The following is a 16250-nucleotide window of genomic DNA, read 5'->3' as shown; positions in this document are numbered from 1 at the left end:
GCATCGCGGCCAGATGGTTCAGGTGTCGCTTAGTAACCCATGCCGGCTGGGCTGCCGCCGTTGGAGGCTTCCTTCGCCGGACTGTCGGCGATCATGGCCTCGGCGGTGATCAGCAGGGCGGCGACCGAGCCTGCATCCTGCAGGGCCGTGCGAACGACCTTGGCGGGATCGACGATGCCGGCCTTGATCATGTCGACATAGGCTTCTGTCTGCGCATTGAAGCCCAGATTGGCATCCTTGCTTTCCATCAGCTTCCCGACGACGACGGAGCCTTCGACGCCGGCGTTGTCGGCGATCTGCCGGATCGGCGCCTCGAGCGCCTTCAGCACGATCGAAATGCCGGCGGTAACGTCGGCGTTCGCTCCGGTGAGCGTATCAAGCGCTGCCTTGGCGCGCAGCAGGGCCACGCCGCCACCGGCGACGATGCCTTCTTCGACGGCAGCACGCGTGGCGTTCAGCGCATCGTCGATGCGATCCTTCTTTTCCTTCACCTCGGTCTCGGTTGCCCCGCCGACGCGGATGACGGCGACCCCACCAGCGAGCTTCGCCAGGCGTTCCTGCAGCTTCTCCTTGTCGTAGTCGGAGGTGGTTTCCTCGATCTGCATCTTCAGCTGTGCGATCCGGGCTGCAATACCGTCCTTGCCGCCGGAGCCATCGATGATGGTTGTCGTGTCCTTGTCGATGAGCACGCGCTTGGCCCGGCCGAGCATCTCGATGGTGACGTTCTCGAGCTTGATGCCGAGATCCTCCGAGATCATCTGGCCGGCGGTCAGGACCGCAATGTCTTCCAGCATCGACTTGCGGCGATCGCCGAAGCCGGGTGCCTTGACGGCGGCGACCTTCAGGCCGCCACGCAGCTTGTTGACGACGAGCGTGGCCAAGGCCTCGCCTTCGACATCTTCGGAGATGATGAGCAGCGGCCTGCCGCTCTGGACCACCGCTTCGAGGATTGGCAGCAGGGCCTGCAGATTGCCGAGTTTCTTCTCGTGGATGAGGATGTAGGGGTCTTCCAGTTCGGCACGCATCTTGTCGGCATTGGTGACAAAGTATGGGCTGAGGTAACCGCGGTCGAACTGCATGCCTTCGACGACGTCGAGTTCGGTCTCGGCGGTCTTTGCTTCCTCTACGGTGATGACGCCCTCATTGCCGACCTTGTCCATGGCCTTGGCGATCATGGCGCCGACAGAGGCATCGCCATTGGCGGCGATGGTGCCGACCTGGGCGATCTCGTCCGAAGACTTGACCTTCTTGGCGCGCGCCTGGATGTCCTTGACCACGGCAGCCACGGCAAGATCGATGCCGCGCTTGAGGTCCATCGGGTTCATGCCGGCGGCTACCAGCTTGGCGCCTTCGCGGAGGATGGATGCAGCCAGCACCGTTGCCGTCGTTGTGCCATCGCCGGCGAGGTCGTTGGTCTTCGAGGCCACTTCCCGCACCATCTGCGCGCCCATGTTCTCGAACTTGTCGGAAAGCTCGATCTCCTTGGCGACGGTGACGCCGTCCTTGGTGATGCGCGGCGCGCCATAGGCGCGGTCGATGATGACGTTGCGGCCTTTAGGGCCGAGCGTCACCTTGACGGCGTTGTTGAGCAGCTCGACGCCGCGCAACATCCGGTCGCGGGCATCGGTCGAAAATTTGATTTCCTTGGCAGACATGACTTTTCGTCCAATTCGTTCTTGAGGTCGCAGAGCCGGATCAGGCGGCCTTGTTCGCCGCTTCGCTCGTGTCGACGATGCCCATGATGTCGGCCTCCTTCATGATCAGGAGATCCGCGCCGTCGATCTTGACCTCCGTGCCCGACCATTTGCCGAACAGCACGATGTCGCCGGCCCTTACGTCGAGCGGGATCAGCTTGCCACCTTCGTCGCGCGAGCCGGGGCCGACAGCGACGACTTCGCCCTGCTGGGGCTTTTCCTTGGCATTGTCGGGAATGATGATGCCGCCCTTGGATTTGATATCGCCTTCGGCGCGCCGAATGACGACGCGGTCGTGAAGTGGTCGGAATTTCATGAATGTTCTTTCTGCAGCCGGCGCATAGGGGACCGCATCACCTATGTACGCCCTTTGGCACTCGAATGACAGGAGTGCCAAAAATTATTCGCTATGCACGAGAGTATTCAAAAATAACAGGCGCCAGCGGCGGCTCAAAGTTTGACTCAGTGACAAAATAGGCAAGAAATTTGAATTCTGAGCGGAGAAACCTTATTTAAGGTGCAGTGGAATTTTTATTTTCCGCGCACGAAGAGGATTTCAGATATTGGATGTAGTCATGGAAAATTTTCTGGAAAAAGCGCAGTCCCGTTCGATCGAGGCACAGAAGAAGGCAGCGGAGCGCAACAGCGCCATGGCCGATTATCAGTCAGAAGCAAAAGCCCGGGCCATCAAGACAGCAAAGTTACGGGAATTGCGCTTGGCCAAGGACGAGGCTGACCGCGCTGCCGAGGCGCTGAAACCCGTGGAAGCGAAGAAGAAGCGCGTGGCGCGCGCTGCAAAGTAGCAACCGGCATCTCCTGACTGCCAATCCTGCCTGGAGCGTCAGCCCATGTGTACGCACCTGGGCGTCGTGCTTTCCGAAAAACGACTCCGATTTTCGGGCTGATGAGCGAGGCAGGATGCCAGTCGGTCGATGTACGATCGAGAATGCCGGCCTTGCTGTCAGCTAGCCTATTGTTTTGTAGAACATCCCTCCCCATATGAGGCACATCGGCACTCCGCCGGGAGCGAAACGCTCATCGAGATACGATGGTGGGTTTTGCCGCGGAATGCTGCATTTGCCCTGATTGACAGCTGGCCGACCACGAATGTACCGGCGGCATGCAAGTCTCAGGAGCCAGAGGGAAGCGGGCCTATGCCCGCTTTTTCCTTTTCTGGAGCGCTTTTCCCGACTGTTGTGCCCGCCTCAAGTGCCTGGTCTGGCGTCGGCTTTCGGCTGCAGCCGAAACAGCGCCCGGGCAATTCCCCTGACCTTGTCCCGGTCGACTTGCGACGCGTCGTTGGGCATCAGCGTCGTCACCTTGTCGATGCCGAGATCCTTGAGCTGGAACGGCGTGCCGTGGCCGAATTCGAGATGTCCGCGTCCGATGATGCCGATCACCAGAGGCGGACTGTCGGTCGCCTGCATCCTGGCGATGTTGCAGGCAAACGCCCGATCCCATGTCTGCTGCGCCCTGACGAACCGGTCGAAATCCGGCGCTTGGGGCGAAGTCACCTTGCGCCTAGGCGAGCCGCCGCCGGTGATGCCAAACAGATATTGCCGGTAGGCCGGCGTGGCACTCGCCGAAGGCGTGAGCCCGTCACGCTCGTCGACAGGAACGGCGTCCCAGCCTTCCTTGCCGACCCGCGTCACCAGTTCGCGGTAGCAATTGAGCGCCAGCATCGGCGCGCCAAACTCGCGGCAGAAATGGAAGATCGGCAGGTAGAGCTCGGCCGGGAACCCCCAGACCTTGCCCCATTCGGCAGCCTTCAGAAATTCGTCCCGCTCGAGACTGCCGGCGACCCATTGGTCCAGCACCGGCTGCAACCGGCGCGGAAACATCTCGAAGCCGATGGCGATGTCGTTGCGCAACGTCCGCATCGCCGTGCAGACATGCAACTGCCACCGATGGATGTCGTAGCGGTCGTGCGTTTCGCCGAGCAGCAGCACGTTGCTCTGCGCAACCTCCCGCATCAGCGTGGGATGATCGAGCAGCGCTCCGCTGTCGGGGTCGAGCCAGCTGGCGACAGGGTGGTTCCAAGTGTTGGTCACGGCGTCACCCGAAGCTCGCCGGCGCGCCGCTGACGGTGAGCCCCGTCTCGGCGCCGTCAGCGGCCAGGGCAACAAAGCGCAGCTGATCGGTGCCGTCTTCGCGGCGCCAGCCGCCGACCGAACCGCCCTTGAGATGAAGATGGAAGTCCGGCCGCATGACGTTGACGTAGCCCATGACGGGCTTGACCGCCGGCATGTCGCCTTCCCAGGCCTGCCAGAAGGACGGACGGCTGAACTCGATCCTGACGCGGCCGCCGCAGCGCTCGGCAGCCGCGAACGGCGCGAGCCCGACATCGTTGGCGTCGAGCTCCTTGCGCTCGTCCAGGCCGTTGCCTTTGCGCTCTTCGACAGGAAGCTCGGTGCCCTGCGGGAAAGCCGCAAGCACGGCGTCGAGCGGGTCGAGCCCCTCGAAGCCGGTGACGTTGGCGATGCTCTCACCGTCGGCGCCACGCAGTTCGATACGCGGATAGGATTTCTCACGCATCACCGACGTGCGGTCGACGATGACGGTGGCGATTGCCGCCAGCTCGATGCGGGAGTCGTGCTCGGCGCCTTCGCAAACCAGCCAGCCATCCTCGATGCGAACCTTTTCGACCGATCCGATACGTTCGTGGGTGGCGCCCCGGCGTTCCGAATTGATTATAACCCGGCCGATGGCCGGCAGCCGCGCAAGCAGGGCGGCGGGTGCGACGTCGAGGCGTTCGCGTTTGTGGGGCGTGCGGGCGGTCATGGGTATTTCCTATGCGATTGCAGGACTGGATTTTCGTTTGCCGCTTCGTCTTTCGGCTCGAGATCGATGACACGCAGGGTCCCCAGTGCCTTGGGGGTGCCGTGCGAAACGATGACGAATGTCGTTGCCGGCAGATGCGTCTTGAGCACCGCGAAGAGCTCAGCCTCGGCAGCCTCGTCGAGCGCGCTTGTCGCTTCGTCGAGGAACAGCCAATCCGGCTTGAGCACCAGTGCGCGGGCCAGCGCCAAGCGTTGCAGTTCGCCACCGGAGAGGCCCGACAGCACCAGCGGATGGCCTTGCGCTGCATCTTCGAGCCGCAGGATGACGCTGTCGCCGAAGCCGACGGCCTCGATGGCGCGGCGCAGATCCTGCGGGGAAAAGGCCTCTGCCGGCGCGGGATAAGCGACCGCACCGAAGACGTCGCCCTGAGGGAAATAGGCATTCTGCGACAGGAACAACTTGCTTGCCGAAGGCATCTTGATGCATCCATCGCCGTGATCCCAGCCGCCGGCCATCGCCTTCAGCAGCGTGGTCTTGCCGAGCCCCGACTGACCGCGCAGCCACACTGTCTCGCCAGCGCGAATATCGAGGCGCGCTATCGACAGCAGCGCGCGGCCCTGGGGTGTCCTGAGCTTCAGATCACGGAGATGCAGGCCGCCTGACGACGCCTCGACGACGATTCTGGAAGGCCGGCCGCGTACAGCCTCGGTTGCGGCAAGGAAGCCGTCGAGACGGGACGAGGCGGCGACGAGATTCGACAGCGGCTTGTATGAGAAGATGAACCACGACAGCGTGGTGACCACATTGGAAAACGCCATGGCGATCTGCATCAGGCCGCCAAGCGCGATGCTGCCGGCGAGGAAGCCGGGCAGGGCAACGAACAGCGGAATGCGCAGCACGGTGTGCTGGTAGGGGAAGGTGAAGCAACCGAGCAGGAACTCGCGACCGGCGAGCTTGCGCCAGTTCTGCGTGATGCCGTCGAAGCGGCGGTCGAGCCCGGCCCGCTCGACATTCTCGCCGCCGATCAGCGCGATCTCGTCGGCCGACTGGCGGATGCGCGCCATGGCGAAGCGGAAGTCGCCCTCGCGCTTCTGCTGCGTGTAGAACAGCGACTTCAGCGGCCGACCGAGCAGATGCGTCAGCCCGCTCGACAGCGCGACATAGATGAACGCCGCCCAGACCATGTAGCGCGGGATCGAGACGTCGAAACCGAACAGCGAGAAGTTGAGCGCGAAGGTCGACAGCCCCCACAGCAGCGCGAGAAAGGAGAAGATACCGACGATCCTGGTGATCAGCTCGATGCCTTCGTCGAGGATGCCCTTGACGAACAGGCCGCAATCGTCGGCGATGCGCTGGTCGGGATTGTCGACCTCGCGCGGGCAGTCGCCCTGGGTCAGCCGCCAATAGGCGCGGTCGGCGAACCACGAGCCGAGTGCTGCCTCGGTCAGCGACTTGCGCCACCTGATATGCAACATTTTCTGCAGGTAATCTGCCGTCAGTGAGCGCACCGAATTGGCCGCGACGATGCCTGCAAAAATCCAGATCTGCCAGACCGCGGCCTTGGCGTCGACCTTCTCCAGCGCGCCGTAGAATTCCGAGGTCCAGCTCACCAGCCGGATGGTAAAGTAGATGCCAGCCAGCTGCAGCGCGATGACTGCGGTGAGGTAGACGAGGCTCGTCTTGCCGCCCTTGCCGGCAATGCAGAGCTTGAGCAGGCGAACGAACTGCCTGAGGACGTTGGTCACCGCGAGCACCTTTCATGCAGGACGCAGGGCTTGATGCCCTGCGTCGGATCGCTGTCGATCTGGCTCAGAAGCGCACCGTCGCGCCGAGCTTGAAGGTGCGACCTGGAGCCACCTGCATTTCCGGATTGTTGGCGTTGGCCACCGGCCCCGAGATCACGTTGGTGACGCCAGTGAGAGTATTGGGGAAATAGCGGCGGTCGAAGATGTTCTGGATGCCGAAGTCGACATCGACATTTTCGGTCGGCTTCCAGCGGGCATAGGCGTCGAACACCGCATAGCCGCCCGGCTTGAAGGCGTTGGGGTCGGCGCGTTCGGTGACGCCATGGGCGAAGGTCGCGACGAGCTCGGTTTCGAGGTTCCAGTCGGGGATGAGGTAACGCCCGCCCAGCACCGCGGTCAGCGGTACCGCACCGTCGAAGGCCGTTTCCGCTGCACCCGCTGAAATCCGCTGCGTGCCCTTTTGGTAGGAGATCGAGGCATTGAGGAAGAGGTTGTCGTAGACCTCGTATTCGCCGCCGAACTCGATGCCCCAGACCTTCACGTCCTCGACATTGTCCGAGGTGTATCGCTCGGTTGGGCCAGGCACGGGCTGCAGCGAGCGGATGAAATCCTTGTAGTCGGCATAGAAGCCGGTGAGGCTGAAGTAGCCCTTGTCGAGCTCCCCGCGCACGCCCACCTCGTAGCTGCGGACGAATTCTGGCTTCAAATTCGGATTGGGGATCACCTCGACCAGCCCGGTGGAACCGATCGACAGCGACGACACGAACAACTGCTGCGACGTCGGCATCTTGAAGCCTTCGCCATAGCCGGCATAGAGCGTATAGGTGTCGTTCAGCTCATACATCGCGCTGATCCGCTTGATCAGCTTGGTCTCGTCGATCTTCTTGGGCTCGAAGCCGGGCTTCGGCTTGTAGTCGGCGTCGCCGGTGGGATCGATGGAATAGTGCGCCAGGCGCGCGCCTGGGGTGATGGTCAGCCGGTCGTCGAACAGCTTGATCTCATCCTGAAGGTAGATGTCGGCGCGGACGGTGTCGACCTTCGGGAAGTTGAAGCCCTGGTTGTTGGCGATGGTCGTGGTGCCAGCTGTCAGGTTGTTGGTGATGTTGTAGCCGTCATAGTTGCTCTTGGTCAGATCGCCGTCGAAACCATAGGTCAGCTTGTGCGACAGGCCGCCCAGTTCGAAGGACGAGTTGGCCTGCACGTCGGCCTCGAGGAAATCCTCGCCATAATTGCGGACCTGGATGTTCTGTTGGCGGCGCGTTGGGTAGGTGCGCAGCTGATTGCTGTAGGTGTCGCGCTTCTGCGGCGAATAGGAGATCTGCCACTTGATCTCATCGAGCCACGGCGCGTCGACCTTCCAGTCGTGCGACAGGGCCAGCCTGTAACGCTCCATCTCCAGTTCGCGCTGCCAGCTGGTGTTGACGTACGTCGATCCCGCAGACGAGTCGTACATCTGCTGGATCGTCGTGTTGCGGTTGAACCACTCGCCGGTCAGCTTGACCTCGTGATCCTGGGTCGGGTTCCACTGCAGCTTCATCAGACCGTTGAAGGCGTCGGTGTCGGCGGGAAACGCCTTGTTGCACGGCCAGATCGCCTGGCGTGGACAGCCCCACTGGCCGCCATCGGCGCGGCTGTTGCTGAAATCGCCTTCCGACGCCCCGAGATGACCGAAGCTGCCGAGGAACTTGAAGTCGCCGGATTCAGCGGCCGCACTCACCTGCTTGCGGAACGAATCGTCGTAGCTGTCATAGGCGGTCTTCATCTCGACTGCCCATGGCTTCGAGCCGTTGAGAAGATCGTCGGGGTCGAGCGTGCGGAATGCGACTGCGCCACCCAGCGCATCGGCGCCCTGGAGCACCGAGTTCGGACCGCGTACGATCTCGGCGCTGCGCATGTTGAAGGGGTCGACGAAGTCGCGGCTGCCGTCGATGATCTGCTCCTGGATGCGGCTGCCGTCGACACTCATCTGGACGCGGTTGCCGCCCATGGCGCGGATGTTGAAGCCGGTCAGCTGGCCGAACGGATTGGTAAGCGATGTCGTGCGCGAGACGGTGACGCCCGGCTCGTAGCGAACCATGTCCTGGATGTCGCGGACGACATGGCGCTGCAGCGTCTCGCGGTCGATGACCGACACCGACATCGGAATGTCGAGCACCTTGCCGGTGGTGCGCGCCGATGTGACGACGAGCCTGTCGAGCACGATGCGCTCTTCATTGCTCAGCAGCGGCTTCGTTTCCTCGACCTTCTTGGCCGGTGTCGTTGCCGTCTGGGCACTGGCGATGCCGGCCGATTGCAGCAACAGAAGCGAAACGCCGGCCAGAAGCATTTGCGACCGCGAACCGCGGCCGGTGTGAACGTTAGACATGACAGCCCCCTCGAAAAATCTGGAAAAGCTGGCTGTCCGCGAACGAAGGGCTGGCGTAAGTTAATATGAGTATGTGACTCAAGATTGGTGATGGCTGTATAATGGGTCCTGCGGTGTGTGCAAGCCGGGTGATGCGCGGCGCGACACCTGGCCTCACCTGGAACAGACACATGCCGGCGCCGCCCAGCTACGGCTGGCGAGGATCTGGAAGACTTGTTTTGTTCGTCGTTCCGCGAGGCGGGCGATTTTCGCCGAAGCGTTTCACAATAATATGACTATCATTGTCATATTATTTGACAGGAAAGCGCGAATGACCTAGCGAACCCGTCCCTGTTGTTCGAGCGGCGTCGGTTAGGCAATGAAATTTCGAGAGAAACTGAACGCCTTGCGCAAGATACCGCTCGGCGATTGGCGGATACTGATGCGGATCATGGGCATCTACCGCCGTAAGTTTTTTCTTGCCATTGCGCTTTCGCTGGCCGGAATCGTGCTCTCGGTGACGGTTCCGATCCTTTCGCAGAAGATCGTCGACAGCGTCATGGTCGGCAAGGACGGTTGGGCAGCGACCCAGTTCGCCGCCATCGCCATCGTGGCGGCGGTTATCAGGCACATGACCTCACGCTGGCACAACTCGCTGATCAACGACGTGGACGCAAGGTTCACCGCCCGGCTGTCGAGACGCATCTACTTCCGCCTCATGCGCATCCCCTATGAGAGTTCGGCATCCGCAGGCGGAAGCACGATCAACCTCCTCAACGAATCCCAGCGTGTCGCCACCTTCATGCTGAGCGCTGCGCCGAATTTCTTCCTCACCATGTTGGGTGCTGCCGTCTCGTTCGCCGTGGCGCTGTACTACGACTATCTCATCTGCCTGCTGGCCTTTGTCGTTGCCCTGATCTTCGCCGCCTTTGCCCGCAAGACCAATGCCCAGCTGGGCGAGGCGAGCCGCAGCTCGTTCCGCCTCAACGGCGCCCTGCAGGGGGCGACCGCTGAAACGGTAGGCAACATCCGCGGCATCAAGTCGAATGCGGTTGAGCGCTTCTTCATCGGGCGCTGGTCCGCGAAGTCGGCCGAAGCCATCAAGGCGCGCTGGCACATACTCGACCTCTCGCACTCCTATTCGTTCACGCTTGGCCTGCTGAGCGAGATCCTGACGCTGCTCGTCGTCCTCGTCGGCTGCTGGCGCATCCTGCGCGGCGATCTCACGATCGGTGGCCTGCTTGCGCTGCAGCTGCTCGTCACCCGGGCGACCATGCCGATGCTGACCAGTGCCGGCATCCTGATCCAGTTCCATTCGGTGAGCGCCACCGTCTCGGCCCTCGCGGCTTTCCTCAAGCGCCAGCCGGAGCGCGCCATCGTTGCCCCGGCGCTGCGTGCTGCTGATTTCGGCCCGATCACGGTCGAGGATCTGACCTTCCGCTATCCCGAGGCGACGGCTGCGGCACTCAACGGTGTCAGCCTGGTGCTGCCGGCGACGGGCGTCGTGGCGATCGTCGGCCGCAATGGCTCCGGCAAGTCCAGCCTGCTGCGCGTCCTTTTGGGACTGGAGCGCGATCATGCCGGCAAGGTGGCAATCGGCGGCATCGACGTCCGCGCCTACAATCCGCGTTGGCTGCGCGGCCGCATCGGTGTTGTCGACCAGGAGACGTCACTGTTTTCGGGTACCATCCGCGAGAACCTTCAGGCGTCGCTGCCGCGCCCGCTTCGCGACGACGAGATCGACAAGGCGCTGGCGTTTTCCTCCGCCGACAAGTTCACCGCCGGTTTGCCCAAAGGCATCGACACCGAACTGGTCCAGGCAGGGCAGAACTTCTCCGGCGGCCAGCGCCAGCGCCTGGCGATTTCGCGCGCCGTGCTGCGCGATCCGCACATCGCCGTTTTCGACGAACCTACTTCGGCGCTCGACGCCGAATCGGCGATGGCGCTCGAGCGTGAGCTGCTGGCCTTCGGCCGCGACCGCCTCGTCATCATCGTCACGCACCATCTGTTCTCGGCGCGTTCGGCCGACATGATCGTCGTGCTCGACGATAGCAGGATCGTCGGCACGGGCAGCCATGAGGCTCTGAATGCCGAATGCCCGGTCTATCAGGCGCTGTGGCGCGACTACGTCAGGGATTGATCGGCCGCCGGCGTTGATCGGTCGATGAGGTGGAAATGATTCTTCCACCTGTTGACACGACACCCGTCAGTCATACTACATGTAGACATCGTGGTTCTTCCGAGTTGATTCCAGCTCGGGAGCTAAGAGGGAAGCCGGTGCGCGATTTCGCAATGCCGGCGCTGCCCCCGCAACTGTAAGCAGTGAGTTGCTGTCGCGTAGTGCCACTGGCGCCAATGGGCGCTGGGAAGGCCAGACAGCGGCAATGACCTGCGAGCCAGGAGACCTGCCGCGATCGAGTCTGAACGTCCACGGGCGGGGTGTCCGGTGGTGCGCTTGCGTTCTGCCGGCTTGCGCTGGCTGAAATCCGTCATGCGTCCGCCCAAGGCCCTTCGCCCCCAAACCATCGGGGAAGATGATGCCGGCGACCTCCACACTTCAATCCAGCGGAACCAACAGCGTTCCGTCCGCTCTCAGCCAGGGTTCCGAGACCGCGTCCGAACCTGGCTACCGTGTCATCCGGCGCAACGGCGCGGTGACGCCGTTCGACGCGACCAAGATCACTGTGGCGCTGACCAAGGCGTTTCTCGCCACCGAGGGTTCGGTGGCCGCCGGTTCGCGCCGCGTCCACGACGTCGTCGAGGAACTGGCCGGCCAGGTGTTCGCCGCGCTGACCAGGCGGGCGGATAGCGGCCGCACCTTCCACATCGAGGAAATCCAGGACCAGGTCGAACTGGCGCTGATGCGCTCCGAGCATCACAAGGTCGCCCGCGCCTATGTGCTCTACCGCGAGGAACGTGCCCGCGAACGCGCTGCCGCCAAGGTCACGTCGGTCGAGGTCGCCGCACCGCCGCTCCAGGTCAAGGCCGATGACGGCAGCCTGGCACCGCTGAACGAGACGCGACTGGCCCGCATTGTCGACGAGGCCTGCAGCGGGCTCGAGGCCGTCTCGGCGGATGCGATCCTGGCCGAGACAAGGCGCAATCTCTATGACGGCATCACCGTCGACGAGCTTTCGCTGGCGCCGATCCTGGCCGCCCGTACGCTTGTCGAAACCGAACCGAACTACGCCTTCGTCAGCGCCCGGTTGTTGCTGGACCGGTTGCGGCGCGAGGCACTGAGCTTCGTCTCGGCCAGGTCTGAGCAGGCCACCCAGGCCGAAATGACCCAGCGCTATGCCACCTATTTCCCCGCCTTCATCGCCACCGGCATCAAGGCCGAATTGATCGACCCCGAACTTGGCCGTTTCGACCTTGCCAGGCTCAGTGCCGCGCTGAAGCCCGAGCGCGACCTGCAGTTCCAGTATCTGGGTCTGCAGACGCTCTATGACCGCTATTTCCTGCACAGCAAAGGCAAGCGTTTCGAACTGCCGCAGGCCTTTTTCATGCGCGTGGCGATGGGCCTGGCAGGCCGCGAGATCGATCGCGAGAGCCGCGCCATCGAGTTCTATGATCTTTTGTCGTCCTTCGATTTCATGGCCTCGACGCCAACGCTGTTCAACTCCGGCACGCTGCGCCCGCAATTGTCGTCCTGTTTCCTCACCACCGTCGCCGACGATCTCGACGGCATCTTCAAGGCGGTGAAGGACAATGCGCTGTTGGCCAAATATTCCGGCGGGCTCGGCAATGACTGGACCCCGGTGCGCGGCCTCGGCGCCCACATCAAGGGCACCAATGGCGAGAGCCAGGGTGTGGTGCCGTTCCTCAAGGTTGCCAACGACACGGCTATCGCCGTCAATCAGGGCGGCAAGCGCAAGGGTGCTGTCTGCGCCTATCTCGAGACCTGGCACGTCGATATCGAGGAGTTCCTCGACCTCAGGAAGAACACCGGCGACGACCGCCGCCGCACCCACGACATGAACACCGCCAACTGGGTGCCGGACCTGTTCATGGAGCGCGTCGAGGCCGATGGCGTGTGGACGCTGTTTTCGCCCGACGAGGCGTCCGACCTGCACGATCTCTATGGCACGGCGTTCAAGGCGGCCTACGAAAGCTACGAGGCCAAGGCTCTGGCTGGTGGCATCAAGGTGTTCCGCACGGTCAGGGCGCTCGACCTGTGGCGCAAGATGCTGACCATGCTGTTCGAAACCGGGCATCCGTGGATCACCTTCAAGGACCCGTGCAACATCCGCTCGCCGCAGGGCCACATCGGCGTCGTGCATTCGTCGAACCTCTGTACCGAGATCACCCTCAACACTTCGAAGGACGAGGTCGCCGTCTGCAATCTCGGTTCGGTCAATCTTGCCAATCATATCGCAGCCGAGGGGCTCGACATCGACCGTCTGGCCCGCACCGTGAAGACGGCGATGCGCATGCTCGACAATGTCATCGACATCAATTTCTACACCATCCCCGAAGCCAGGCGCTCCAACCTGCAGCATCGTCCTGTCGGCCTCGGCCTGATGGGTTTCCAGGATGCACTTCAGGCGCTGAAGATCCCCTATGCCTCCGACCAGGCGGTGGCTTTCGCCGACGCCAGCATGGAGGCGATCTCCTACAACGCGATTTCGGCGTCCTGCGACCTTGCCGCCGAACGCGGGCGTTATCCGAGCTTTGACGGTTCGCTGTGGTCGAAGGGCATCCTGCCGATCGATTCCATCGACCTTTTGGTCAAGGCGCGCCCCGGTGTCGACATGGACGGCGCCTGGACGCTCGACTGGGAAGCCTTGCGCAAGCGCGTCAGGAAGACAGGTATGCGCAACTCCAACACCATGGCGATCGCGCCGACGGCGACCATCTCCAACATTTGCGGTGTCGCGCAGTCGATCGAGCCGGCCTACCAGAACCTGTTCGTCAAATCGAACATGTCCGGCGACTTCACCGTGGTCAACGCAGCACTGGTGCATGAGCTGAAGGCGCGCGGCCTGTGGGACGAGGTCATGGTCTCCGACCTCAAATATTTCGACGGCTCGATCGGCCGGATCGACCGCATCCCCGACGATCTCAAGGCGCTCTTCGCTACCGCCTTCGAGATCGACAGTGCCTGGCTGATCGAGGCGGCATCGCGTCGGCAGAAATGGATCGACCAGGCCCAGTCGCTCAACCTCTACATCGCCAATCCGAGCGGCAAGAAGCTCGACGCGCTCTACCGCATGGCATGGAACAAGGGCCTGAAGACGACCTACTATTTGCGCTCGCGCTCGGCCTCGCATGTCGAGAAGTCGACGCTGAAGGGCACCGACGGCAAGCTCAATTCCGTCTCCGCTGTCGCTGTTGCAGCGTCAGCCCCAATCATCGTCAACGCCGATGTCGCATGGGGCAAGGCCTGCGCCATCGACGACCCCGAATGTGAAGCCTGCCAGTAAGCGGCGATCAGGAAAAGGAACAACAAGATGCTCGACTGGTCCGAACCAAAGGCTGCCGCCGCCACCATCCACCCCGCCTTCACAGGCGACGTCCCGCTTGCCGATGCCACGGGGCTGGGTGTCATCGAACGCGGCGGTGGCCGCGTCCGCGTCGACGACAAGCGCATGATCAACGCCCGTGCCGACGTGAACCAGCTTCTGCCGCTCAAATACCGCTGGGCCTGGGAGAAATATCTCGCCGGCTGCAACAATCACTGGATGCCGACCGAAGTGTCTATGCAGGCCGACATCGGCCTGTGGAAGTCGAAGGATGGGCTGACCGACGACGAACGGCGCATGATCAAGCGCAATCTCGGCTTCTTCGCCGCGTCGGAGAGCCTGGTTGCCAACAACATCGTGTTGGCCATCTACCGCCATCTGACCAATCCGGAATGCCGGCAATATCTGCTGCGCCAGGCACTCGAGGAGGCGGTGCACACCCACACCTTCCAGTACATCGTGGAGAGCCTCAGCCTGGACGAAGGCGAGCTGTTCAACATGTACCGCGAGGTGCCATCGATCACCGACAAGGCGGCATGGGCGCTGAAGCACACCCAGCATCTCGACGATCCGGATTTCAGGACCGGCACGCCTGAAGCCGATCAGGCTTTCCTGCGCGACCTCGTCGCTTTCTACGTCATCTTCGAGGGCATGTGGTTCTACACCGGTTTCGCCCAGATATTGTCCCTGGGCCGGCGCAACAAGATGGTCGGCATTGCCGAGCAGTACCAGTACATCCTGCGCGACGAGTCGATCCATCTGAACTTCGGCATCGACGTCATCAACCAGATCAAGCACGAGAACCCGCATCTGTGGACGCCGGCGTTCCAGGACGAGATCCGTGGCATGATCCGCACGGCTGCTGAGCTCGAGGCCTCCTATGGCCGCGATACGATGCCGCGCGGCTTCCTTGGCCTCAATGCAGCGCTTTGCGAAACCTATATGCACTTCATCGCCAACCGGCGCTGCGCCCAGCTCGGGCTGCAGCCGGTTTTCGCCGAAGTCGAGAACCCATTCCCGTGGATGTCCGAGGCGATGGATTTGAAGAAGGAGAAGAACTTCTTCGAGACCCGTGTCATCGAATACCAGAATGGTGGAGCGCTGGCATGGGACTGACCTGGAACCGTCCCACCATTGCATCGGCCATGCCCGAACCCGAACAGGTGTTCCTGGCTTGGCTGGTCGCGCAGCCTGAAGGCGGCAACCTCCACGAGGCCGCCTCGCGGCAGGCCACTCGGCTCGCCGAATATGGTGGCAGGCATCCGGGGCCGCGCCGGCTCAGGCAATTGTTTCTGGACCTTGCCGCCGAACTCGGCGGCGGCAGGGCCATGCCGTCATGAAGCGAAAGATCCTTGTCATCGGCATCGGTGCGGGCAATCCCGACTATGTCACGATCCAGGCTGTCGATGCGCTCAACCGGGTCAACGTCTTCTTCATCCCCGACAAGGGTATCGAGAAGGACGGGCTGGCGCGGGTCAGGCGCGAGATCTGCGAACGCTTCATCCGCGACCAGAGCTATCGCACCGTCGCGTTCGAAGTGCCGCGCCGCAGGCCGGCGGGGGAGGACTACGGCACCGCCGTCGCAGATTGGCATGACGCTGTCGAAGGCGTCTACCAACAGCTGCTCATTGAGGAACTCGAGGAAGACGAGTGCGGCGCGTTCCTCGTCTGGGGCGATCCGACGCTTTACGACAGCACCCTGCGCATCCTCGACCGGCTGCAGGCCAAGGGCGGCTTCGAACTCGAATATGATGTCATTCCGGGTATCACCAGCGTCCAGGCGCTTGCCGCCCGGCACAAGGTCACGCTGAACAGGATCGGCCAGTCGATCGCCATCACCACCGGTCGCAAGCTTGCGGAGGGTTTTCCCAACAATGCCGACAGCGTCGTCGTCATGCTCGACGGCGAAGGTGCCTTCGCCGGTCTCGATGGTAATCTCGACATCTGGTGGGGCGCCTATGTCGGCACGCCGGATGAAATCCTGGTGTCGGGCAAGTTGCGCGAGGTCGTCGGCGACATCGAGCGCATTCGCAAACAGGCGCGCGAGCAAAATGGCTGGATCATGGACACCTATCTGCTGAAGCAGCCGGACTAGCCGGCAGGCTGGTCGTGTTGCGCATGGTCGTAAATGCGACAACGACACACTCGACATATTGACATAAAGATGTCTTTATGTGACCTGACGGCTTTGTCGCCGAAAGGATGAAAAGTGTCGCAAAACGCC

12 protein-coding genes and 1 riboswitch are annotated in these 16250 nt (G+C 62.5%); of the genes, 6 read left to right on the top strand and 6 right to left on the bottom strand.

Annotated features, from left to right (window positions below):
- Window positions 1-29: 29 nt before the first annotated feature.
- On the bottom strand, window positions 30-1655 hold the full coding sequence (gene groL, locus IG197_RS11975) for a chaperonin GroEL (RefSeq protein ID WP_115729563.1): 1626 nt from the start codon (window positions 1653-1655) through the stop codon (window positions 30-32).
- Between the two features lie 40 nt (window positions 1656-1695).
- A complete protein-coding gene (locus IG197_RS11970; protein WP_115729561.1) occupies window positions 1696-2010 on the bottom strand; it encodes a co-chaperone GroES in 315 nt (104 codons plus the stop codon).
- 259 nt (window positions 2011-2269) lie between these two features.
- On the opposite strand from IG197_RS11970, the gene IG197_RS11965 reads away from it, so the two are divergent.
- Window positions 2270-2497 carry a hypothetical protein gene (locus IG197_RS11965; RefSeq protein ID WP_067954773.1) on the top strand — a complete coding sequence of 76 codons (228 nt, stop codon included), beginning with the start codon at window positions 2270-2272 and terminating at the stop codon, window positions 2495-2497.
- 402 nt (window positions 2498-2899) lie between these two features.
- Here IG197_RS11965 and IG197_RS11960 read toward each other — a convergent pair whose 3' ends face one another.
- The 4 genes from IG197_RS11960 to IG197_RS11945 form a co-directional block, all read right to left on the bottom strand.
- Window positions 2900-3745 carry a ChaN family lipoprotein gene (locus IG197_RS11960; protein ID WP_246765363.1) on the bottom strand — a complete coding sequence of 282 codons (846 nt, stop codon included), beginning with the start codon at window positions 3743-3745 and terminating at the stop codon, window positions 2900-2902.
- Window positions 3746-3749: 4 nt separating this feature from the next.
- Entirely contained in the window at window positions 3750-4475 is a 726-nt protein-coding gene (locus IG197_RS11955; RefSeq protein ID WP_192319011.1) for a hypothetical protein, read from the bottom strand.
- Entirely contained in the window at window positions 4472-6220 is a 1749-nt protein-coding gene (locus IG197_RS11950) for an ABC transporter ATP-binding protein/permease (protein ID WP_192319009.1), read from the bottom strand. The genes IG197_RS11955 and IG197_RS11950 overlap by 4 nt, the downstream gene beginning before the upstream one ends.
- A 64-nt stretch (window positions 6221-6284) precedes the next feature.
- Window positions 6285-8585: a TonB-dependent hemoglobin/transferrin/lactoferrin family receptor gene (locus IG197_RS11945; protein WP_192319006.1), complete on the bottom strand. Its 2301-nt coding sequence runs from the start codon at window positions 8583-8585 to the stop codon at window positions 6285-6287.
- A gap of 358 nt (window positions 8586-8943) precedes the next feature.
- Here IG197_RS11945 and IG197_RS11940 point away from each other — a divergent pair, with 358 nt between their 5' ends.
- The 5 genes from IG197_RS11940 to cobF all read left to right on the top strand — a co-directional run bounded on the left by IG197_RS11940 (window position 8944) and on the right by cobF (window position 16121).
- A complete protein-coding gene (locus tag IG197_RS11940; RefSeq protein ID WP_192319003.1) occupies window positions 8944-10704 on the top strand; it encodes a peptidase domain-containing ABC transporter in 1761 nt (586 codons plus the stop codon).
- A 74-nt stretch (window positions 10705-10778) separates the two neighbouring features.
- Window positions 10779-10992, top strand: a riboswitch (cobalamin riboswitch).
- Window positions 10993-11101: 109 nt separating this feature from the next.
- The gene (locus tag IG197_RS11935) at window positions 11102-13987 is read left to right on the top strand and encodes a ribonucleoside-diphosphate reductase subunit alpha (protein ID WP_192319000.1); all 2886 of its coding nucleotides are present in this window, start codon (window positions 11102-11104) and stop codon (window positions 13985-13987) included.
- 27 nt (window positions 13988-14014) lie between these two features.
- The gene (locus IG197_RS11930; RefSeq protein ID WP_192318998.1) at window positions 14015-15142 is read left to right on the top strand and encodes a ribonucleotide-diphosphate reductase subunit beta; all 1128 of its coding nucleotides are present in this window, start codon (window positions 14015-14017) and stop codon (window positions 15140-15142) included.
- On the top strand, window positions 15133-15366 hold the full coding sequence (locus IG197_RS11925; RefSeq protein WP_192318995.1) for a hypothetical protein: 234 nt from the start codon (window positions 15133-15135) through the stop codon (window positions 15364-15366). Before IG197_RS11930 ends, IG197_RS11925 begins: the two co-directional genes overlap by 10 nt.
- Window positions 15363-16121 carry a precorrin-6A synthase (deacetylating) gene (gene cobF, locus IG197_RS11920; protein WP_192318993.1) on the top strand — a complete coding sequence of 253 codons (759 nt, stop codon included), beginning with the start codon at window positions 15363-15365 and terminating at the stop codon, window positions 16119-16121. Before IG197_RS11925 ends, cobF begins: the two co-directional genes overlap by 4 nt.
- Window positions 16122-16250: the final 129 nt, after the last annotated feature.

Source organism: Aminobacter sp. SR38 (assembly GCF_014843375.1).
Classification (GTDB): domain Bacteria; phylum Pseudomonadota; class Alphaproteobacteria; order Rhizobiales; family Rhizobiaceae; genus Aminobacter; species Aminobacter ciceronei.
Note: the sequence above shows the minus strand (reverse complement) of the source record. Positions and strands in the feature narration are given on the sequence as shown.